This window comes from Actinopolyspora sabaoui, assembly GCF_051225635.1.
Classification (GTDB): Bacteria; Actinomycetota; Actinomycetes; order Mycobacteriales; family Pseudonocardiaceae; genus Actinopolyspora.
Genome location: NZ_JBMIHH010000001.1, coordinates 342363 through 362195, shown reverse-complemented (window position 1 = coordinate 362195; position 19833 = coordinate 342363). Strand labels below are relative to the sequence as shown.

The 19833-nt window shown below is 67.3% G+C and carries 16 protein-coding genes and 1 pseudogene; 6 read left to right on the top strand and 11 right to left on the bottom strand.

All coding sequences use genetic code 11. The features are described from left to right. Window positions 1-279: 279 nt before the first annotated feature. Together ACOQFL_RS01635 and ACOQFL_RS01630 are read right to left on the bottom strand one after the other, a co-directional pair. Window positions 280-603, bottom strand: coding sequence for a hypothetical protein (locus ACOQFL_RS01635; protein WP_435542281.1), 324 nt, complete (start codon window positions 601-603; stop codon window positions 280-282). Then, the gene (locus ACOQFL_RS01630; protein WP_435542280.1) at window positions 593-991 is read right to left on the bottom strand and encodes a hypothetical protein; all 399 of its coding nucleotides are present in this window, start codon (window positions 989-991) and stop codon (window positions 593-595) included. The genes ACOQFL_RS01635 and ACOQFL_RS01630 overlap by 11 nt, the downstream gene beginning before the upstream one ends. A 207-nt stretch (window positions 992-1198) precedes the next feature. Between ACOQFL_RS01630 and ACOQFL_RS01625 the strand changes: the two are divergent. The 3 genes and pseudogenes from ACOQFL_RS01625 to ACOQFL_RS01615 form a co-directional block, all read left to right on the top strand. Next, window positions 1199-1429 (top strand): annotated as a pseudogene (locus ACOQFL_RS01625) (helix-turn-helix domain-containing protein); the annotation flags it as partial. Window positions 1430-1519: 90 nt separating this feature from the next. Further along, on the top strand, window positions 1520-2071 hold the full coding sequence (locus tag ACOQFL_RS01620; protein WP_435542463.1) for a DUF5753 domain-containing protein: 552 nt from the start codon (window positions 1520-1522) through the stop codon (window positions 2069-2071). Then, window positions 2068-2259 carry a DUF397 domain-containing protein gene (locus tag ACOQFL_RS01615; protein ID WP_435542279.1) on the top strand — a complete coding sequence of 64 codons (192 nt, stop codon included), beginning with the start codon at window positions 2068-2070 and terminating at the stop codon, window positions 2257-2259. The genes ACOQFL_RS01620 and ACOQFL_RS01615 overlap by 4 nt, the downstream gene beginning before the upstream one ends. Window positions 2260-2368: 109 nt before the next feature. Here ACOQFL_RS01615 and ACOQFL_RS01610 read toward each other — a convergent pair whose 3' ends face one another. From ACOQFL_RS01610 to ACOQFL_RS01590, 5 genes are all read right to left on the bottom strand, one after another. Then, window positions 2369-2884: a DUF3558 family protein gene (locus tag ACOQFL_RS01610; protein ID WP_435542462.1), complete on the bottom strand. Its 516-nt coding sequence runs from the start codon at window positions 2882-2884 to the stop codon at window positions 2369-2371. Window positions 2885-2907: 23 nt separating this feature from the next. After that, on the bottom strand, window positions 2908-3327 hold the full coding sequence (locus tag ACOQFL_RS01605) for a hypothetical protein (protein ID WP_435542278.1): 420 nt from the start codon (window positions 3325-3327) through the stop codon (window positions 2908-2910). A gap of 173 nt (window positions 3328-3500) precedes the next feature. Beyond that, entirely contained in the window at window positions 3501-7655 is a 4155-nt protein-coding gene (locus ACOQFL_RS01600) for an Eco57I restriction-modification methylase domain-containing protein (protein WP_435542277.1), read from the bottom strand. Beyond that, a complete protein-coding gene (gene drmD, locus ACOQFL_RS01595; protein ID WP_435542276.1) occupies window positions 7652-10798 on the bottom strand; it encodes a DISARM system SNF2-like helicase DrmD in 3147 nt (1048 codons plus the stop codon). The genes ACOQFL_RS01600 and drmD overlap by 4 nt, the downstream gene beginning before the upstream one ends. Before the next feature lie 267 nt (window positions 10799-11065). Beyond that, window positions 11066-13222 carry an N-6 DNA methylase gene (locus ACOQFL_RS01590; protein ID WP_435542275.1) on the bottom strand — a complete coding sequence of 719 codons (2157 nt, stop codon included), beginning with the start codon at window positions 13220-13222 and terminating at the stop codon, window positions 11066-11068. A 216-nt stretch (window positions 13223-13438) separates the two neighbouring features. Between ACOQFL_RS01590 and ACOQFL_RS01585 the strand changes: the two genes are divergently transcribed. From ACOQFL_RS01585 to ybiA, 3 genes are all read left to right on the top strand, one after another. Then, window positions 13439-14665 (top strand): DNA sulfur modification protein DndB, encoded by a 1227-nt coding sequence (locus ACOQFL_RS01585; protein WP_435542274.1) that lies wholly within the window; start codon window positions 13439-13441, stop codon window positions 14663-14665. Between the two features lie 405 nt (window positions 14666-15070). Next, on the top strand, window positions 15071-15859 hold the full coding sequence (locus tag ACOQFL_RS01580; protein ID WP_435542273.1) for a DUF4352 domain-containing protein: 789 nt from the start codon (window positions 15071-15073) through the stop codon (window positions 15857-15859). Window positions 15860-16161: 302 nt separating this feature from the next. Next, window positions 16162-16692 carry a riboflavin biosynthesis intermediates N-glycosidase gene (gene ybiA / locus ACOQFL_RS01575; protein WP_435542461.1) on the top strand — a complete coding sequence of 177 codons (531 nt, stop codon included), beginning with the start codon at window positions 16162-16164 and terminating at the stop codon, window positions 16690-16692. 136 nt (window positions 16693-16828) lie between these two features. On the opposite strand, the gene ACOQFL_RS01570 is transcribed toward ybiA, so the two are convergent. From ACOQFL_RS01570 to ACOQFL_RS01555, 4 genes are all read right to left on the bottom strand, one after another. After that, entirely contained in the window at window positions 16829-17182 is a 354-nt protein-coding gene (locus ACOQFL_RS01570) for an RNA polymerase-binding protein RbpA (protein ID WP_435542272.1), read from the bottom strand. A 102-nt stretch (window positions 17183-17284) separates the two neighbouring features. Continuing rightward, on the bottom strand, window positions 17285-17524 hold the full coding sequence (gene secG, locus ACOQFL_RS01565) for a preprotein translocase subunit SecG (protein ID WP_092627637.1): 240 nt from the start codon (window positions 17522-17524) through the stop codon (window positions 17285-17287). 278 nt (window positions 17525-17802) lie between these two features. Beyond that, window positions 17803-18594, bottom strand: coding sequence for a triose-phosphate isomerase (gene tpiA, locus ACOQFL_RS01560; RefSeq protein WP_435542271.1), 792 nt, complete (start codon window positions 18592-18594; stop codon window positions 17803-17805). Then, complete coding sequence (locus ACOQFL_RS01555) at window positions 18591-19793, bottom strand: phosphoglycerate kinase (protein WP_435542270.1); 1203 nt, start codon at window positions 19791-19793, stop codon at window positions 18591-18593. The genes tpiA and ACOQFL_RS01555 overlap by 4 nt, the downstream gene beginning before the upstream one ends. Window positions 19794-19833 lie beyond the last annotated feature (40 nt).

Below are 19833 nucleotides of genomic sequence, written 5' to 3'. Positions count from 1 at the left end.
ACTGTTGATTACACCGAATCCGTCCCACTTTCCTTCTGTCTACCCTATGAATCCCTACTGATCCATCGATTGAGTAGGCACTTTCCTTGGGACGCAGATCCGAGCTCCACCACTTCCGCAATGGGCACCGCAGCGGATTCTCGCGTGCGGCTCTCTCTCTCTCTCTCTCTCTCCGGGAGGCCCGACATCGAGTAGCCACCTACGCCACGTCGGGCCTTCCTCGCGAGAGCCGTGCCAGAGGTTCCGCCGAGTAACCACCCAAGCAGACCGGCCGGAAATTCACCTCCCCGAAGCGGGGACGAGTTCGGAGCATCCGGACCAGCAGAGGTAGTCCTCGATGACTTCGGTGTCGGCGGCGATGAGGTCGTGGAAGGCGTTCTCGTCGGGTCTGTCGTACTGGTCCAGCGGCATGATCGCGATCTGGTACATCCCGAAGCGTTCTTCGGTGCGGTCGAGCACGGCCAGCGCCCATTCACGCAGCCGGGGCAAGGCTTCGGCGTCGTCGACGTGGTGGTCGGTGGGCTGGTGGTGTAGCAGTTCGGTGTAGGACCCGAGTGAGTCGGGATTAACCACCCGGTACAGCGTCATGGCGTTAGAAAACATGGTTGTCTCCTGAGTCGTGGCGTTCGGGTCGGTGGTAGGGGCATGCGCGGGGGTCGAGCGGGTCGAGGTGCAGGTACAGCTCCCCGTTGGTGGTGAGGATCAGCGCGTCGAGCGGGTAGCCCAGTGACAGCAGGTGGTGGTCGCCGCAGCTGTCCCGTGAGTCCGAATCGGTAGGGGCAGGGCCGGTGGCGGGGTTGTACCGCACGGTCACTGTCTCGCTGCGGTAGCGCTGCACGGTTCCGGCCAGCCAGGCCGCCGCGGCCTGCGGCGTGAACAACACCGCCACCGGCCGCCGTCTACGACGAGATCTGGAACAACTGGCCCGCAGATCCACATGGGCGTGCCAATGCAACGCCAGCTCGTGCCAAGCGCTCGGCGGCGGAGTCACCGGAACATCCCGGGAAACAGCTGGGAAATGGCTGGCCCCTGCCGAGGCTGGCTCCCTGGCACACAAGCCACCAGTCTTCTACGAAAGCTATTCATTGACATCCTCTTCATTATTGACCCAATCCAAAAGTTTTGGATTCGATCCAAAGATCTCGGACTGTAGCCAGCTACGCAATGACACCTTCGAGTGATCCACTGTTTTGGGAACATGAACTACTCTTGGCTCATGGTCGGATCCAAACCCGGAAACCCACGAGCACGCTCGCTAGGCGCTGAACTGCGGAAAGCTCGCAACGAGGCAGGGATCAACACTCGTGAGCTGGCTCGCAGAGTCAACATGGGGCACGCGTGGGTCGGCCGAACCGAACGAGGCGAACGTGCCGCTACTCCAGAAGACGTCGCCGGGATCGCCGTAGCTCTCGGACTCCCCACTTCAGAGCGGGAGCGACTGGTCGAATCAGCCCGTGAAGCGCACCATCCGAACTGGATACGATCAGGCTTCCCAGGTGCTCACCAGGAGCTCGTCTCGTTGATCGAGTACGAACGCACCGCGACGTACATCGCCGAAATCGCCCCGCTGCTCATCCCTGGACTGCTACAGATCGGGGACTACGCGCGGGCCGTCATGACAGAAGCTCCACCCGAGGAGCTGGAATCGCGAGTGGCGATGCGGGCGAGTCGACGCGACATCCTCATCGGTCGCAACGCTCCGGAGTTCGAGGCCATCATCATGCAGCGTGCGCTCGAAGAGCGCGTCTGCGACGCAGCGACCATGGCCGACCAGCTACGGCACATGCTCAAGACGGCGGAGTTCCCGAATGTGACCGTACGCGTGCTCCCCTCCACGGTGAACCGCTGGACACCGGCGCACTCCGGCGAGTTCGTCCTGTTCGAGTTCTCGAAGGCGCCACCGATCGTGCACTTCGAGCAGCTGTGTTCGGCAGTGTTTCTCACCGACAGCAAAGCAGTTGAGGAACACCGTCAGGCGCTCGATACCCTGCGCGAGGCGACGATGACCCCCGAAGACTCGTTGAACTTCATCGCCGACCGTGCAGACGCTGTTGAGGAGAGCATATCGTGACGGAAACGGTTACGCGCTGGCGTAAGTCCAGCCGGTCAAGCAAGCACACGGCCTGCGTCGAAGTCGGCCGAGTCGGCGACGGCGCGGCGGTCCGCGACACCAAGGACCGCTCGCTCGGCTACTTCACCACCACTAGCGCCCAGTGGCAAACGTTCCTGGACGCGGTCAAAACCGACCGGTTCAGCTGAGACAGCCCCGGCGACACAGCGCCTCCGCCAACACCGGAGGCGCTACCCGCGCCCTCACTCTCGCCAAGGTCGCAACAGGCCTGCAAGCGCAGCGTGCCGCGAGCCCCACTCACGCGGGCTCAGGAACGTTCGGCTCCACCTTCTTCGCAATTTCAAGCGCCTTCGCACATTCGTCGATCTCGTCAGAACGACCAGTCTCCTGAGCTCGGACCTGAATCATTCCCTGACCAGCGTCGAACATCACGTTGCAGATCTGCGCCTGTGTGGAGCCTTTCGTGATAGCGGTAGCTCCAGCACGTCCGTTCACCTTAGTTCGGTCAAAACTGGCCCACGTTGACTTTTCTTTGGAAGAAGCCACCGTTTGGCGCGTGTTCTTCACCAGCGTCACCCCAACAGGATCACCCATATAATCGCATCCCGGCGTCCACGGCAAGGTATCCATAGGTTTACCTGGGACTTCTAACCCAAAAGACTTCAGAGTATCTGAGGACAACATCTCGCACGGTTTTACACTCGTCAAAACCTCTTCCGAAGAAGACGCGCTCGTTGTCTCGGACGGCCCGACAGCACCGTCGCTAGGCGAACATGCAGAAGAGCCAACCAATGCTACCCCGGCAACAACCATCCACAAAGAACGTGTCCAATTCTTCATTGCGCACCCCTTCGCAGATCATCGGCAGCCTGTTCATCGGTAGCCTGATAGTTTTTCTTGGCCTGCTTGAACAAATCCGCCTTACGATACAATTCGCTAGCGAACTGTTCCAGCAAATCGGCCGCACCGGTTGAACCGTTACGGGCCTTATTTCCAAACTTCTCCGCCAACTGCTGGCCGGAGAGATAGTCCCCTAAACCCGATACCTGCTGCAAACCGTCAGCTTCCCTGGAAAGCCTCTCAGCTACTTCAGCTTCACGCCTGTACACCTCGGCCGCGTTGTCGGCGGCTTGGGGTTCCATGCTCAGCCCACCCCCAGAGATCTGCTGCTGGATCCAGGAGTTCTCGTCCCGGATCGACTGCAACGCCGCCCCAGCACCCACGAAACCGGACGCATCGGCGCTCTGCTCCGCCATCACGGCTCCCTTCACGTCCAAAGCGCACGCTCACCGTGCACGACCCCACTCGCTCACGATCACTCTAGCCGACCAAGCACCCAATTTGGCCCGCAATCAGCGAACCCGACTGTGGCAGCGAGCCCGGTCGCCCGATCGCTCCCGGCTTCGCTGCCGGTCAGCCGGGCACCCGTTCAGAACAGGGCCTCGGTGCCGTTCTGCTGGCTGGAGTTACCCGAGGTGTTCTTCTTGGGAGTGGCTTTCTTGTTGGTGCCCTTCTTCTTGTCGTGCAGGCCCTGGGCGACTTCCTGTTGGTGGCGCTCGTGGTTGAGTTCGAGCAGGCTGTCCAGGATCTCGCGCTGGGCCGCGGGGCCGATGGTGTAGCGGGTCTCGCGGCCGACCGGGTGGAAACCGTGGTCCAGGCCGCCGACCGCGTCGATGCGCTCCTGCCAGCCGTAGGCGCGCACCGTGGCCTCGTCGATCTCGCGATGAATCCGCCGCAACTCCACGATGTCCGAATCCGTGCACTCCGGATCGAACACCAGGTTGTAGGTCTTGGTCAGCCCCGAATCCCGCGTGAGCATCACTTCCCTGCGGTAGCGATCCAACTCGTCACCGAGATCCCGAAGCTCCTGCGTGAGCTCCGGCAGCGGGAACGTCTCGAAGACGTCAGAAGGAGAGTAGTTGACCCGTGTTTCCAACGTCGAGGTGTAACGAATCGCCCACCAGAAGTGTTGGGTGCTCGATAGCAAGGCCAACATCGCCGTGTCCTCGGTGGCGAAAACAGCAAGCTTATGCGAGAAAACCTGACCGGTTGGCACCATCACCGGCATCACGGCCTTACTCACCAGCGTGAGCACCAACACCCGATCCAAGTCCTCTATAGCTCTGTAAAGCTCCGGGCGATGACGTTCGTGAACCCACCAAATCTCACGAACTCTTTTGTTGTTGTTTCTCTCCCGTTCCGGCTTAACGAGACGATACACATGATCATAGCACTCAGGGTAACCTCTCGCCTTTTCCTCACTCCAGTTGTGGAAATTAATTATCCAACGAGCGGCGGTACAGTCAGAACGAGAACTGACATCCTCACCGACGAGATAAGGAAATACAACACGAGAATTCCTAGAGTCTTTATTTATCAACTCCTTAGCCGACGTAGGATCCAAAGTAAATCCCAGCCCAGTAACCTTAGTGCCATGAAACGAGATATCCCGGTTGAAAGTCAGACTTTCTATCTTACCGCTTGCGCGCGAGCGGGGCGTCAAGTACGGCGTGATACCTACAACCGGCAAGCCATCAACAGTAGACTGCGCCGTATCTCTCAGAGCGGTATGACTGGACCACACGGCGCAGTATTCCAGAGCTGCACTCTTCGACGGCCAGGGCTCGCTCTTGATCGCACGTCGGATGGTCACGCCGTCATCAACGAGCTGATCCAATCCCACTTCACGACTATCACCCTGAGCAAGGGTGTTGGTAGCAATAATTCCCGCTTGCCCTGCAGGGCTAAGCAATCGGTGCACCTGGAGTGCAAAATAGGCAACTAGGTCAGCATTGCCTTTCTTTCCTCTGGCGAGTGTATCAACGAGGTGCGATCGGTACGCTATTCCGGAGGTTCCCGTGATCTTCGACCCACCCAAGAACGGCGGGTTCCCCACCACCGCGTCAAAGCCGCCGTTCTCGAAGACCTCGGGGAAGACCAGCGGCCAGTGCAGCGTGTCGCGGCCGAAGTTGCCCTCGGGCAGGTCGGTGTCCAGCCACTCGCGGGCCTGTTCGCGGGCGCGGGCCTCGTCGGCCTCCATCCGCCGCGCGTGGTCGGCGGCGGCGATGGAGCCGTCACGCAGGCCCTTCTCGCCGCGCCCCGCGTGCGCCAGCGCGGCGCCGACGGTGAGATCCGCTGCGAGTTCTGCCTGCCTGCCTTTGAGGTTGGCCTCGGCCAGCAGCGCGCGCTTGCGGTTCAAGCCTTCCAGCGTGGTGCCGTCGATCTCGCGCAGCTCGCGGCGCTGCTCGGCCACCTCGGACACCAGCGAACGAACATCGGCGGTGAAGTCCACTGGGGACCGCTCGTGGATCGCCCGCCCCTTCCTGGCGTCCAGGTGCATGTACTCCAGCTGCTCCAGCGAGGTGATCCCCAGCAACGAGTCCCCGGCCACCAACCTGTCATCCAGGAAGGTGAACGGCCGCTGGGAATCCATCGACACCAACCACAGCGAGAGCTTGGCCATCTCCACCGCCATCGGGTTGATGTCCGCGCCGTACAGGCAGTGCTCGATCACCTGCCTGCGCGCCTCCACCACCGCCGGGTCCTCCTCGCTGTCCCCGGCGTGCTCCTGCGGCTGGTACTCGCGCACCCGCTCGTCGTCCTCGGCGATCCAGGCCTCCAGCAGCCTGCCGCCCAGATACCGCGCCGCGGCCACCAGAAAAGCCGCCGAACCCATCGCGATGTCGGCCACCCGCAGCTTCAGAATCTCGCCGCTGGGCTTGAGCCGCCACTCGCGCTGCTCGGCCGTGGTCAACGGACCGGGCTCGTAGACCAGCGGTTCCAGCGCGTGGCGCACCACGTCCTCGGCCAGGAACCGCGGCGTGTAGTGCGTGCCGGTGTTGGCGCGCAGCGGCGACTCGGTGACGAACAGCTCCCCGCCCAGCACCACCACCGGCAGCTCGCGCAGGTCGTCGCGGATCACGCCCCGGAACGGCAGCAGCCGCTCGGTCAGCGCGGCATCGCCCCTGGTGACGCCGAGCAGCTTCTTGCGCCGCTCCTCCCGCTCCACCGCGTCCGGCGGGGCGAGCCGCTTGGCCAGCTGCTTGGCCGTGCCGATGCCGGAATCCTTGAACTCCGCCGCCAGCGTCTCGGCCAGCTCAGTGGTGTCGGCGCTGTCGGCGGCGAGCTCCTCCAGCCGCCGCAGCGGCACCTCGGCCTCCCTGCCCTGCTTGCCGACCAGCCCCACCGTGGTGTCCTCGGCGCGGAACCCGTCGTAGGAGAGCAGACCCTCGTAGACGTAGCCGATCTGCTCCACGTCCAGCGAGCGGAACGACAGGGTGCGCCGCTCGCGCGACCTGCCGCTGCCCACCCAGACGTGCTGCACCGAGCGCAGCATGTGCAGCACGGTGCGGTCGTCGATGTTCAGCGGCAGCCACGGGAACGCGTCCGGGTCGAACAGCGAACCGTCGTGCGGGTGCATCGTCAGCCTGGGATGGGTCACACCCCGGTAGACCGCCTCGAACAGCGCCAACAGCCGGTACCAGCCGGTGTAGGTCTGCTGCAGGTCCTCCTCGCTGGACTCCAGCTCGCGCCGCTCCAGCTCGTCGTAGAGCCGCCCCGCCGAGTAGGTGGTGGCGTAGAGCTCGTTGTCCGAGGGCAGCAGCCTGCGCTCCTCGGCGAACAGCAGGAACACCACGCGCATCATCACCGACACCGCGCCGCGGTAGACCTCGTGCGCGGCCACCGAGTCCAGTTCGGACTCGCCACGGCGGCGCTGCTCGGTGCTGGCCCGGCCGAACGCGGCCACCAGCAGCTCCACCGCCTCACGCACCTGCACGCCCAGGGCCTCGGTGATCTCCTCCTGCGAGTCCTCGCTGGCCTTGAGCAGCTCGGGCAGCCGCTCGCCCGCCGGCACGGCGAAGAACCGCTTGCGCCCCAGCAGCGAGACGAAGGCGCGCACCACGTCGCGCTCGGCGGCCTCCGGCCACGGCACCGCGTCGAACACGGCCGTGGTGGTCACCCCGGTGCGCGGGGCACGCACCAGCGCCCACCAGCGGCCGTCGGTGACCAGGCCGAGCTCGACACCGTGGTGCCGGCACAGCTGGGCCAGCCGGTCGGCGGGTGTGGCGGCCCAGCTGGAACCGGCGAGGCGGGCGGTGGGCTGCTGGCCCGGCTCGCAGACCACGCCGAGCAGCCGCACCGCGTCCGGCTTGACCTGCTCTGCTGACTCGGCCCGCTCGCCCGAATCGGACCGCTCGCTCGGATCGGCCTGCCCCCGCTGCTCGACGTGCTCGTCGGGTTCGACCAGCGCGAAGGAGGGCGCCAGCCGGGTGTCGTGCTCGGCTACGTCGAGCGAGAGCCCCTCCAGACCCTCGCGGCGCAGCCGCTCGCCCCAGCCGAGCAGTTCGCCGAGCACGTAGTCGATCCAGTCCCGCTGCCCGGCGGAGACGTCGGCCTGCCAGGCCGAGTGCGCGCGGCGCAGCCGCTGCCTGGTGGGCTTGTCCAGCGCGTCCGGGCCGCTCGGCCAGTGCCGCTTGAGCACCGGCAGCGAGAGGAACGGGCCGCTGACCTCGACCAGGTCCAGCCACTCGCGGTGCTGCTCGGCGGCGTCCGGTGCCTTGCGGTGGAACGGTTTCGGGCTCATCGGGTCGCCTCTCGCTTCGGCACGACAACGATCACGGCTACGGGGAAACGGTGCGGCTCCTGCTCGCGGTAGCGCTCGGCGATCACGCCGAGCTCGCGGTCCCGCTCGGTGGCGAGCTGATCCAGCCGCTGCTGCCACTTCTGCCGGTCGCGGCGGTACTGGGCGCGCTCCTCCCGGCTGCGGCTGACATCGGCGCGGCTGAACAGCGCCTCCTCCGCCTGGTCCTCGTCCTCGGCCAGCTTGGCGCGCAGCGTGCTCGCGAACTGGTCGATGACGGTGTTGATGCGCTCCCGCTCGGCCTCCTCGCGCTGGGCCAGCGTGCGCCGCAGCGAGTCCCGCCGGGTGTTGGTGCGCCAGTCGATGGCCGAGAGCAGCCCGTCCCGGACCTTGGGCCAGCGGCCCACGATCCGGTTCCACACCGGCGGGGGCGCGGGGGTGCCGTCGGTCAGCGCGCGGTCCAGGATGCCGCCGAGCGTGCCGAGGTTCTCCAGCCTGCGGAACCGCCCGTTGGCCGGTGCCCAGCCGCCCGCGTGGATGACCTCCTCGTGCAGCCGCACCCCGTCGGCGCCGACCAGCACGAACCGCGAATACGCGCCGACCAGCACGTCCTCCAGCTCGGGGTCGTCACTGACCACCGCGGTCACCCGGCACAGCTCGGAGTTCTCGTTGGACACCGCCGAGCGCAGCAGGCCGGTCGACATCGACACCAGCGGGTGGTTGAGGTGGGCCAGCACCACGTCGTCGCGGCCCTCGGCCACGGCCGGGTCGAAGGTCACCGGCAGCTGGCGCGGCTGCTCGGCACGGTTCGAGTGATCTGTCTCGACCGGTTTCTCGGTCAGCCCCTCGGTGGCGCGGGTCCAGGAGCCGGTCAGCGCGGGCACGTCGTACAGCGTGCCGGGCACGGGGGCCTCGCGGTCGTCGACGTGCTCGCGCAGCGGCTGCTGCCCGGCCAGTTCCAGCGCGGTGTCGACCACCCGTTTGACGCGCCGCGGGGTGGTCCCCAGCTCGCTGACCGTGCGGTCGAGGTTCTGCCGCAGCTTGCGGACCTGCTCGCGCACGTTCGACTCCACCACGAGCCGGTCCTTCGTGCTGCCCGCGCTGTCCACCTCGTCGTCGCGGACGATCTGGCCGAGCATCCGGCGCTGCACCTTGTCCGAGAGCACCGCGTTGACCGAACCCAGGTCCTCGGCCATGCGGGCGACCTTGTCGGCCACGCGGGCGAGGAACTCCAGGTCGGCCTCGTAGGAGTCCACCGCGCCGTCCCAGCCCGTGCCGACGAAGTGCCGGACCTCGGGGACCCGGCTCTGGCCGTAGCGGTCGATGCGGCCAATGCGCTGTTCCAGCTTGTTCGGGTTGAACGGGATGTCGTAGTTGACCAGCCGGTGGCAGTGCTTCTGCAGGTCGATGCCCTCGCTGGCCGCGTCGGTGGCGAGCAGGATGCGCAGCGGGTGCTCGCTCGGGTGCTTCTGGAAGGCCAGCCGCAGCCGCTCGCGCTCCTCGGTGCTCATGCCGCCGTGCAGCTCGGCCAGCTTGTCACCGCCGAGGCCCTCCTGGCGCAGCAGGTTGGCCAGCCACTGCTGGGTGTCGCGGTACTCGGTGAACACCACGACGCGCTCGTCGGTCCAGTCCCGGTCCGGTTTGCACACGGCTTCGAGGTGCTTGATCAGTTCGCGGGCCTTAGCGTCGGGCTGGGCCTCGTGCGAGCACGCCCACTCCCGCATCCGCTCCAGCAGCCCGATCTCGTCCTCGGCCGGGTCCGGCTGCATCGGGCGGGTGCGGTCCAGCGCGTCGTCCTCGGCGTCGGCCATGTGCTCGTCGTCGTAGGTGGCGAGCTCGTCGAAGAACTCGTCCATCCACTCCGGAACGTCGTCGTCGAGCTGAGCCGAGCCGGACCGCGAGCGCAGCGTGTCCAGATACACCCCCACGGTGTGCTCGAACGCGGCGGGGCTGGAGAACAGCCGCTTCTTCAGCAGCAGCGTCACCAGGTCGGTGGCCTTGCGGCCCCGGCGGGAGGCGAGCTTGTCGCGGCGAGTGGCGGCGAACCGGGTCAGCAGGCCGTGGATCTCGCGTTCACTTTCCGGGTACTCCACCGGGATCGCCATCGCGTGGCGGCGGGCGAAGCGCGGATTGCCCTCGGCGTCGGTGATCTCGGTCTTGAGCCGCCGCACCACGGTCTCGTCCACCGCCGCCCGATCCGGCTCCACACCCCGGGCGAACCGCTGGTCGTCGAGGATCTCCAGCAACGCGGTGAACGACGCCTGGTAACCGTTGTGCGGGGTGGCCGAGAGGAACAGCCGGTGCGTGAAGTGCGGGGCCAGCGTACGGATCAGCTTGGTCTGCTGCGAGTCCACGGCGTAAACCTGCTTCGGCGCGGCCGGGGCCGCGTGGTGGGCCTCGTCCAGGATGAGCAGATCGAAGGTGCGCGGGTAGGTCGGGCCGCCTGCGGGAAGTACCTCGTTGAGCAGCCGCTGCGCCTTGGCGCCGCGCAGCCAGGGCAGGCTGACGATGGCCTTGGGGAAGATGTTGAACGGGTTGGCGGCGCTGCCGTACTCGCGGCGCACCCGCGCGCAGCACTCGGAGTCGATGATCGTGAAGTCCAGGCCGAACTTCTCGGCCATCTCGTCGCGCCACTTGGCGGTCAGCCCGGCCGGGCAGACGATCATGATGCGCTTGCCGCGCTGGCGCAGCAGCAGCTCCTGGGCCACCAGCCCGGCCTCGACGGTCTTGCCCAGGCCCACGTCGTCGGCCAGCAGCAGGTTCACGCGCGGGGAATCCATGGCGCGGGCGACCGGTTCGAGCTGGTAGTCCTCGATCGCCACGCCCGAGCGGAACGGCGCCTGCAGCGTCTTCACGTCGGCCGAGGTCACCGCCGACCAGCGCACCGCGTCCAGGAACGCGGCCAGGCGTTCCGGCGGATCGAAGTCCTGTTCGGGCAGCTCCGGCAACGAACCGGCGGGCAGCACCTGCCTGCCCGGTTCGAGTTCCCAGAGCACCTCCAGCATCTCGCCGTAGCGGCCGTCCTCCACGCTCTGCAGCCCCACCAGGGTGCTGGTCTCGCCCTGGTCGACCTCGCTGACGACCCACTTCTGCCCACGGACCGAGACCAGCGCACCGGTCTCCAGGCCCTCACTCGTTGTTGTCATCGGCTTTCCCCCGGCCGGGTCGGTTTCCCCGCAGTCGTCGCACGAACGCGACCTGCGGAAATACTACTGAAGAATGATCTTTCACTGACAGTGAGCTCGGGTATCGGATTCGCAACGACGAAGCGGCGGCTGTGGCGGTGGCCCACCGCTTCGGGGTGTCGATCTCCCGGGCGGTGTCGATTTCTCGCGAAATCGACGGTCATCCGCCTCGTCCCACGGCGGCGCGGCGTCAATTTCCCGCGAAATCGCCGCGCGGGGGGCCGGTGGTCATCGGTAGTCCACATCGGATTCCGTTTCGGAGTCGTCGGTCGGCGGCAGCAGCGCGCCCTCGGTGAGGCCTGCGGTGGTCTCGCGGAGCGCCTCGGCGGCGATCCGGTCCACCGCGCGGGCCGACTCCCGCATCGCGTGCAGCCGCCGGAAGGCGTCGCCGTAGCCGCGCTGCCGCTCCGGCGCGACCAGCGGCACCCGCAGCCGCTTGGCGTCCAGCCGCAGGATCGAACTGCCGGTGGTGGCGCTGTTCGTGTTCTCCTCCGAACCGAGGAAACCGGCCAGGAACCACGCGTCGAGCCGCTCCGGATCCGGCCGCAGCAGATACAGCTGCCGCCCCAGCAGCGCCCCCGCCTCCTCGGCCGTTGCCACGCGCACCGGCACCTGCCGCAGTCCTTTGAGCGTGTCCGGCAGGATCACGTCGCCCTCGGCGATCTCCACCGTCTCCGAGGGCGGCTGCCCGGTGGAGCCGGAAGGCACCGCGTGTTCCCACACATCGGCGGAGGTGAGCACCCGCCACGCCACTTCGGCACCGGCGGTCTCCTCCGCCGCTCCGGAGGTGGAGATCCGGTGCAGCTCCAGCGCACCGCCCCGCAGCAGGTCGGCCACAGTGGCCGAACGCCACTCGGCCGGTTCCGAACCGGCGGATCGCCACTCCGGACCGTCGAGCGAGTCGAGCAGTTCCGAACCGGCGCGTTGCAGCCGCTGCCACGACCGCAGCACCTGATCGTGCCTACGCTCGGGATCGACCGCCCCGGCACCGGTGTGTACCTGGCGTCGCGGCGTGAGGTCCACGTTCTCGTCGAGCACGTCCACGGCCGGGCGGGCGCAGGCGACTCCCGGCACGGCCTCGAACCCCTCCGGGTCGGCCAGGAAGTCGCGCCACGCGGGCAACACCCGCTCCCGCAGCGCCTCCCAGGACAACGCGGCACGCCCCGAGGCGCGCTGCTCGCCCGAGGAGTCCGGGGGCAACGCCGTTTCCTCGGCCGGGGGCTGCAGGAACAGCACGGGGGCGACCTCGCGGTGCTCGGGGTCGGGTGCGGCCAGCAGCCACAGGTGCAGCCCGAGATGCGAGGGCACCGCCGCGCCCGGAGGCAACCCGATCACCGCCCGCAGTGCGCCGGAGCGCACCAGCTGGGAACGGATCCGACGCCCGGAGGCCCGCTCCGCCACGCCGGGAGGCAGCAGCAGCACCGCCCGGCCGCCCGGTTCGAGGTGGGCCAGGCAGTGCTGCACCCAGGCCAGTTCGGACTCCGACTTCGGCGGCAGCCCGTACACCCAGCGGGGGTCGTAGGCGACGTCCTCGTGGCCCCAGTCCCGTACGCCGTACGGCGGGACGCCGACCACTCCGGCGGCACGCAACCGAGGGAAGGCGTCCGCGCGGAGGCTGTCTCCAGTGCGGATCACCCGCTCGGCCGAGCTCGCGACGTCGAGCCGAACCGAGCTCAGCGCCGCCAGCGAGTCGTGAACCTCCTGACCGAACACCTCGGCGGCACCGGCTTCGGCCGCCGCGAGCAGCAGCCCGCCCGCGCCGCAGGCCGGGTCGAAAACGGACTTCGGGAAACGCTCCTCGCCGGGAGCCAATAGCGAGACCATCAGCTCGGCCAACGGCCGGGGTGTCGGGTTGGTACCGGTCTCCGGATCCTCGCTGATCACCTCGGTGAGCACGTCCAGCGCGGCGAGCACACCGTCGGCGGCCACGCACTCCAGCAGCGAGCGCAGCACCGTCGCCGGGACCTCGTCCGGAAGCGGCCCGCGTACCCCCGAGCTCTCGGTGAGGTTTTCGGTCATCGCCCGGTCCAGCAGCTCCCACTGCCTCGGTTCGGGCGAACCCGCGATCAGGGCGCGTTCGGAATCGTCGAGCCCGGCCAACGCTGTCAGCAGCGGCAGCAATCGGACAGCCGGGCCGCCGATCTCGTCCCCGGTTGTGCGCAGCGTGTCGCGCAGTTCCTCCCGTGGTGTTCGTCGCGGGAGCTGGCCCCGCTCCGACAGCCAGGTCCGCACCTGTTCGGCGTCGTAGGCGGGACTGCTGTCGGTTCCACCCACCGGCGCCGGAAAGTCCGGGTGGCGTCGGCGCCAGTTGCTGACCGTCGCCCGGGTCACCCCCGCGATGCGGGAGATCTCGGCAGCGGTCAGCTGCGCGGCTGATTGGGGCATCGCGAGGTCCTGTCCTGTTCCGGGAGCCGAGCCGTAAACAGCCTACAACATCGATCAAATCTGTAAACACGTTTGACAGTGCTTTCAGCTTATGGTTTTATGATCACGCTTTCAACGCGGCCGGTTGTCAGGCGATCGCACCCCAGACCTGCTTTAGAGAGAAGCCAGAGCCCTTCCCCGAGAGAGGCCAAACCCGCTCCACGAGAGAGGAACGCCATGTCCATCCCCATGCCCACCAGCGAAACGGAGGGCATCCGGCTGCACGTCACCCCGTTCCGCCCGGAAGCGGTGATCGGCGCGCTCGGACTGCCCACCCTGCTGCAGCTGGTCCCCTCCCCGAAATCGCAGGAGAACCAGCAGGCGCTCAAACACGCCTCCGGCACGCTGCGCAGGCACGCCGAAGTGCGCGGGCTGGTGCAGCGGATGCTGCGGTCCACCAGCAAGGGCCGCAACGTCGCCTCCTACGCCGGCTACATGGCCGCCGGGGTGAAAGGCGACCTGGGGGCCGCGTGGTCGACACCCCCGGTCACGCTCTGGCTGGGTTCCCAGCTCGCCTCGATCGGCGAGGAACTCGTCGCCGGAACCGGCATGCGAACGGTGTCCATCGCCCCCGGCTCGCCCGTGGTGGCCATCGACGGCGAGACGCAGGTCGCCGCCTGGCACGAGCTCTACGACTCACCCGAGCGCTACGGACTCACCATCGACGCGCTGACCCGGATACGGGTGCCCTTCGAACTGTTCTGGGGCCTGGATGTCAAGGAGGCGCGGCAGATCTTCTACGACCGCAACGTCGAGGGCATCACGGTCGCCAAGAACCTGGCCATGTCGATGGACCAGCGCGACTTCGGCACCAGGCTGGCCCACCTGGTGATCGACAACGTGCGGATCGAACGCCACGGCGAGTCCGTGCCGTTCGGCAAGTTCGTCGAGACCAGGGGCAGGCAGCTCAAGGCATCCTCGCCCGAGGTCGTCACTCTCTCGGCGCTGCGTGCGCTGGTGGTGTGCACGCTGTTCGGCAGGGCGGGGCTCGCGCGTTCGGGATCGACCCTCCGGGACGAGGAACTGCCCGAGGGAGTCACCGCCGAACAGGCCACTCGCAGGCTCGTTCCGCTGTTGTCAAGGCTCATCTCGACGCTGCGGGACCCCTTCCTCACCCGCTCGGCCGTGTCCGCCCCCGCGGTGCTGGCGGGCATCGGCATCGCCGCGCACCAGGCGACCGGCTGGGCCACCAACGGCGGCACGATCACCGAGGACGAGCTGCTCCACCTGCTGTCCACAGTGCGCTGGGAACGCGAAGCCAGGTACTGGCACGGCGTGGCGGCCAGCGCCAACACCAAGGGCACGCTGAACTTCGCGGGCGGCGCCAAGGACGCCGGGGGTCGCGTGGCCGACGCCATTATCCACCCCGAGAGCCAATACGGACGAAGGATCCGCGGCCGATAACCAGAGTTTCTCGGTTCCGGTTGGCGCGGGACTCACTTGGCGGAACCTCTCGCGGGCTCTCGCTGCGGGTGCCCCGACATCGGGTAGGTACTACACAACGTCGGGGCCGTCCTCGCGAGAACACCACGAGAGAACCCGCAGCGGTGCTGGCTGCGTAGGTGGTCGTTTCGGCGCTGGCGCGCCGAAGAACCACCATGCGGCAATGCATCCGACTCACGCACCGGGGACACGCGCGCGGCGTCGCTCATGGTCGTTTCCCGACGTCGGCCTCGGCGGCGGCGATTTCGCGGGAAATTGACGAACACAAGGCCACATCAACCCAAGGGCGCGGCGATTTCGCGAGAAATTGACGCCCCTCGCACGGACAGTCCGCATCGGACGAAAGGCAAAAGCAAAATGACCTACATGCCCGTACCGCCGCAACAGCGCAGCGGAAAGTTCTCCGGTCTCGCGGTGGCGAGCCTGGTGCTGGGGATCATCGGGGCATGCGGCTCGATAATCCCGATTCTGAACATCCTGACCGCCGTTGCCGCTTTCGTGGGGATCGTTCTGGGGGCCATCGCCCTGTTCGGCACCAGGAAAGTGATGGCCGGAATCGGCACCGGACTGGGTGTACTGGCGATCGTGATCACCGTGGTGGTTCAGGCAGCGCTGGTCAGCACCATCGAAAGTAGCGGGGAAGCCACGGGTGCCACCAACAGCGAACCGGGCACATCCGTACAGCCCGCACCGACCTCGAACGGCTCGACCGCTACACAGTCCGGATCGTCCAAGACGGAATCGACGGAGTCCGGCTCCTCCGACTCCCCGGTGAAACTCGGTTTCGGTGAGAAGCACACCTGGCGCGGCGGCGAAACGATCTCCATCTCGAAGCCGAGCCCCTACACCGAGAGCAACCAGTTCCTGCAGCCGGACGCGGGCAAGCGATACGTCCAGTTCGACGTGCACGTGGTCAACAACGGCGACGCCGAGTACAACGTCGCTTCGGTGAACATCACCGCACAGCACGCGGGCAAGGTCGCCCAGCAGAACTACGCCGCCGGCGACCAGCTCCCGAACACCCAACTCCCGCCGGGCGGCGACGTCACCTACACCATGGTCTTCACCATCTCCGAGGAACCCGGCAAGCTGCAGGTCAGCGTGCAGCCCAACGTGTTCGCCGCGAACACGGTCTACTTCACGGGCGAGGTGTGACTTCGGACAAGCACGACGCGTTCCGCACACGAACGTCTGCGAACACCCGATTCACGGGGTCGAGGTTCGGCGGAACAAGCGGCTCTTCCAGGCAAACGAGCTCAGCGAAGCCCCGGAAGAGCCGCCATCGTCCCGAAAACCACCGAACCGGGGCGCTCAGCGAACGAAGAAAAGTTCCGTCGAAGACAACGAGGGAAAGTAGCATCATCCACATGCCCACCAACGAGTCCGCCACGCACGGGTACAACGAGGCAGCGGGCAACACGGCACGGCCTCGGAACGTCGCCGAGCTGGTCGAACGGATGCGGCAGGACGTGCGCACGAAGTTCGTGTTCTTCTGGGGAAATCGTCCGGAGCGGGACGGCAGTGCGGGGCGCGGCTGCTTGAGTCAGTGGTGGCCCGCGCCGTTCACCGCGCACGATCGTGTCTTCGCCACCGCAGAGCACTTCATGATGTGGCGCAAGGCGCGGCTGTTCGGTGATGACGAGATGGCCGAGCGGATCCTGGCCGCCGAGCACCCGCACCGCGCGAAAACACTGGGCCGCAAGGTGCGCGGCTTCGACCAACAACAGTGGGAGCGGGAACGGTTCGCCGCCGTGGTGGCGGGCAACGTGGCGAAGTTCGGCCAGCACGAGGAACCGCGCCGCTTCCTGCGCAGCACCGGCGCTCGGGTGCTGGTCGAGGCCAGCCCGCGCGACAAGGTGTGGGGCATCGGCCTGGCCGCCGACAACCCGGCGGCGGGCGATCCGGAGCGGTGGCCGGGGTTGAACCTGCTCGGCTTCGCGCTCATGGAAGCGCGCGAGACGCTGCGCGAGCGCGAGCCGGTCGGCTGAACCCGTCCCGACACGAAGGTCGTTGACTCCTCGACGACGCAACCAACGAAGACCGAGCGGCCCCCGGAAACCGACCTACGGCGGAAACGCCCGGGGAAGGGACGGCAGGAAGGAGGAGTGACGGAGCGCCGTCGGCTCAGCCCTCGGGGCGGCCGCGCTGCTGCCGCAGCTTGCGCAGCGCCTCGTCGAGCAGTTCCATGCCGTCCTCGTCGCTGCGTCGTTCCTTGACGTAGGCGAGATGGCTCTTGTAAGGCTCGTTGCGCTTCGGCGACGGCGGGTTCTCCCGGTCCCGCCCGGCCGGAAGTCCGCAGTGCGAGCACTCCCAGGTCTCCGGAACTCGCGCGTCCATCGCGAACGAGGGCTCGGTCAGGTGCTCCTTGTCACACCAGTAGGCGACCCGCTGTCGGGGGGCCGCCTCGCCACGGTCGACCTCGGCACCGCTCGAACTCGACCCGATGCGCATGCCACGTATCGAGTTACCACCAGTCATCCGCTTTCACCCACCGTCCCACCATCGTTCCGGTCGACATCGTGTGGACCGAGACCGTACGAGTACGCGGCCGGGGCCGCGCCCCGACCGCGCGCGTGCTCGTCAGGAGGCACCCATCTTGATCAGCAAGCCGGTGCCGATTATGGAGATCACCCACAGCGCGATGACGAACAACGTCATCCTGTCCAGGTTCTTCTCCGCGACGCTGGACCCGGCCAGGCTCGACTGCATGCCGCCGCCGAACAGCGAGGAGAGCCCGCCGCCCTTGGCCCGGTGCAGCAGCACGAGCAGCACCAGCAGGATGCTGGTCAGCAGGACCATGATCTGCAACAAAAGTGTCATAACGTCCTCGTTCGCATCACGGTTCGTGGCAAGCCTACCGAACCGACTCGCCGCCGTGGACCACCGTTGGCATCGTAGGCTCTCGATTTACGTCCGCCGGATCGGTATTCCGCCCGGACCTCGGCGCCCCGGCCCCGAACAACCACCCTCGCAACCAGCACCGCCGTGGGTTCTCCCGCCCCTGGATCCCGGGCGGCGTCAATTTCTCGCGAAATCGCCACGCCGCCCGGCAACCCTGACATTTCGCGCCGGGACTCCCGAACGTGCTCGGGAACGGATCAGGGCAGCGGTCCGCCCGCGGCCAGCGCGCTCATCTTGGCGAACTCGTCGCCGTTGAGACTGGCACCGCCGACCAGCGCGCCGTCCACGTCGTCCCGGCCGACCAGGTCGGCGATGTTGCTGGACTTGACCGAACCGCCGTAGAGCACGCGCACCTCCTCGGCGATCTCGGCGCCGTACTTGTCGGTCAGCGCGGCACGCAGCGCCCCGCAGACCTCCTGGGCGTCCTCGGCGGTGGCCACCTTGCCGGTGCCGATGGCCCAGACCGGCTCGTAAGCGATCACCGCACGGCGCACCTGCTCCTGCTTGAGCCCCTTGAGCCCCTCGATGAGCTGGTTCGTGCAGTACGAGACGTGATCGCCCGCCTCCCGCACGTCCGAGCCCTCACCGACGCACAGGATCGGCGACATCTCGTGCTTGAGGATGGCGCGGACCTTGCGGTTGATCAGCTCGTCGGTCTCGCCGTGGTGCTCGCGGCGCTCCGAGTGGCCGACGACGACGTAGTCACAGCCGAGCTTGGCCAGCATGGGAGCCGACACGTCACCGGTGTAGGCACCGGAGTCGTGCTGCGAAACGTCCTGCGCACCGTGGCGCAGCAGCAGCTTGTCGCCGTCGATCAGGGTCTGCACGCTGCGCAGATCGGTGAACGGCGGGATCACGGCCACCTCGACCTTGTCGAAGTACTTCTCCGGCAGGGCGAAGGCGATCTTCTGCACCAGCGCGATCGCCTCGAGGTGGTTGAGGTTCATCTTCCAGTTGCCCGCCAGCAGCGGCTGCCTGGACTTGCTCATGCCCGACCCTCCAGTACGGCCACTCCCGGCAGGTCCTTGCCCTCCAGGAACTCCAGTGAAGCCCCACCACCGGTGGAGATGTGCGAGAACCGCTGCTCGTCCAGTCCGAGCGTGCGCACCGCGGCGGCGGAGTCGCCGCCGCCCACGACGCTGAACGACTCGGAATCGGCGACGGCTCGCGCGACGCCCCTGGTGCCCTCGGCGAAGGCGGGGAACTCGAACACACCGGCGGGGCCGTTCCAGAACACCGTGGCGGCCGAACCGAGGATCTCGGCGTAGCGCTCCACGGTGCGCGGGCCGATGTCCAGGCCCTGCCAGCCCTGCGGGATCGAGTCGGACGGCACGACCTGTGTGTTCGCGTCGGCGGCGAACCGGTCGGCGGCCACGACGTCTACCGGCAGCACCAGCTTGTCACCGTGCTCGTCGAGCAGCTGCTTCGTCGTGGCGATCTGGTCCTGCTGCAGCAGCGAGTCGCCCACCGAGTGGCCCATGGCGGCGAGGAAGGTGTAGGCCATGCCGCCGCCGATGACCAGCTGGTCCACCTTGGGCAGCAGTGCGTTGATGACGCCGAGCTTGTCGGAGACCTTGGAGCCGCCGAGCATCACCACGTAGGGCCTGCGCGGGTCGCCGGTGAGGGTGCGCAGCACCTCGACCTCGCTGAGCACCAGCCCCCCGGCGTAGGCGGGCAGCCTGGTGGCGAGGTCGTAGACCGAGGCCTGCTTGCGGTGCACCACCCCGAAACCGTCCGAGACGAAGGCGGCCCCGGTTCCGACCAGTTCGACCAGGGCGTCGGCGAGTTGCCCGCGTTCGGCGTCGTCCTTGCTGGTCTCGCGCGGGTCGAAACGCACGTTTTGCAGTACCGCGACCCCGCCGTCGGCCAGTCCGCCGACCACCTGGTGCGCCGAGCTGCCGACCACGTCCTCGGCCAACGCGACCTCGGAGCCCAGCAGCTCACCGAGCCTGCGCGCCACCGGGGAGAGCGTGTAGCGGTCGTCCGGGGCGCCGTCCGGCCTGCCGAGGTGGGCGGTGAGCACCACGCGGGCGCCCGCGCCGGTCAACTTCTCGATCGTCGGCAGGGCGGCCCGGACCCGACCGTCGTCTGTAATGGTTTCGCCGTCCAGCGGGACGTTCAGGTCGGCACGCACCAGGACGTACCTGCCCCGAACCCCCTCGCCGAGCAAGTCGTCGAGATTCTTCAAGCCTGCAGCTCCTCGCCTGAATCACAAGGGGTGAGGGATC

Bases quoted from the DNA above. Each gene is read 5' to 3' on its own strand.
- ACOQFL_RS01635 (WP_435542281.1), bottom strand. From the start codon at position 603: ATGTTTTCTAACGCCATGACGCTGTACCGGGTGGTTAATCCCGACTCA.
- ACOQFL_RS01610 (WP_435542462.1), bottom strand. From the start codon at position 2,884: ATGGTTGTTGCCGGGGTAGCATTGGTTGGCTCTTCTGCATGTTCGCCT.
- ACOQFL_RS01605 (WP_435542278.1), bottom strand. From the start codon at position 3,327: ATGGCGGAGCAGAGCGCCGATGCGTCCGGTTTCGTGGGTGCTGGGGCG.
- ACOQFL_RS01600 (WP_435542277.1), bottom strand. From the start codon at position 7,655: ATGAGCCCGAAACCGTTCCACCGCAAGGCACCGGACGCCGCCGAGCAG.
- drmD (WP_435542276.1), bottom strand. From the start codon at position 10,798: ATGACAACAACGAGTGAGGGCCTGGAGACCGGTGCGCTGGTCTCGGTC.
- ACOQFL_RS01590 (WP_435542275.1), bottom strand. From the start codon at position 13,222: ATGCCCCAATCAGCCGCGCAGCTGACCGCTGCCGAGATCTCCCGCATC.
- ACOQFL_RS01585 (WP_435542274.1), top strand. From the start codon at position 13,439: ATGTCCATCCCCATGCCCACCAGCGAAACGGAGGGCATCCGGCTGCAC.
- ACOQFL_RS01580 (WP_435542273.1), top strand. From the start codon at position 15,071: ATGCCCGTACCGCCGCAACAGCGCAGCGGAAAGTTCTCCGGTCTCGCG.
- ybiA (WP_435542461.1), top strand. From the start codon at position 16,162: ATGCGGCAGGACGTGCGCACGAAGTTCGTGTTCTTCTGGGGAAATCGT.
- ACOQFL_RS01570 (WP_435542272.1), bottom strand. From the start codon at position 17,182: ATGACTGGTGGTAACTCGATACGTGGCATGCGCATCGGGTCGAGTTCG.
- secG (WP_092627637.1), bottom strand. From the start codon at position 17,524: ATGACACTTTTGTTGCAGATCATGGTCCTGCTGACCAGCATCCTGCTG.
- tpiA (WP_435542271.1), bottom strand. From the start codon at position 18,594: ATGAGCAAGTCCAGGCAGCCGCTGCTGGCGGGCAACTGGAAGATGAAC.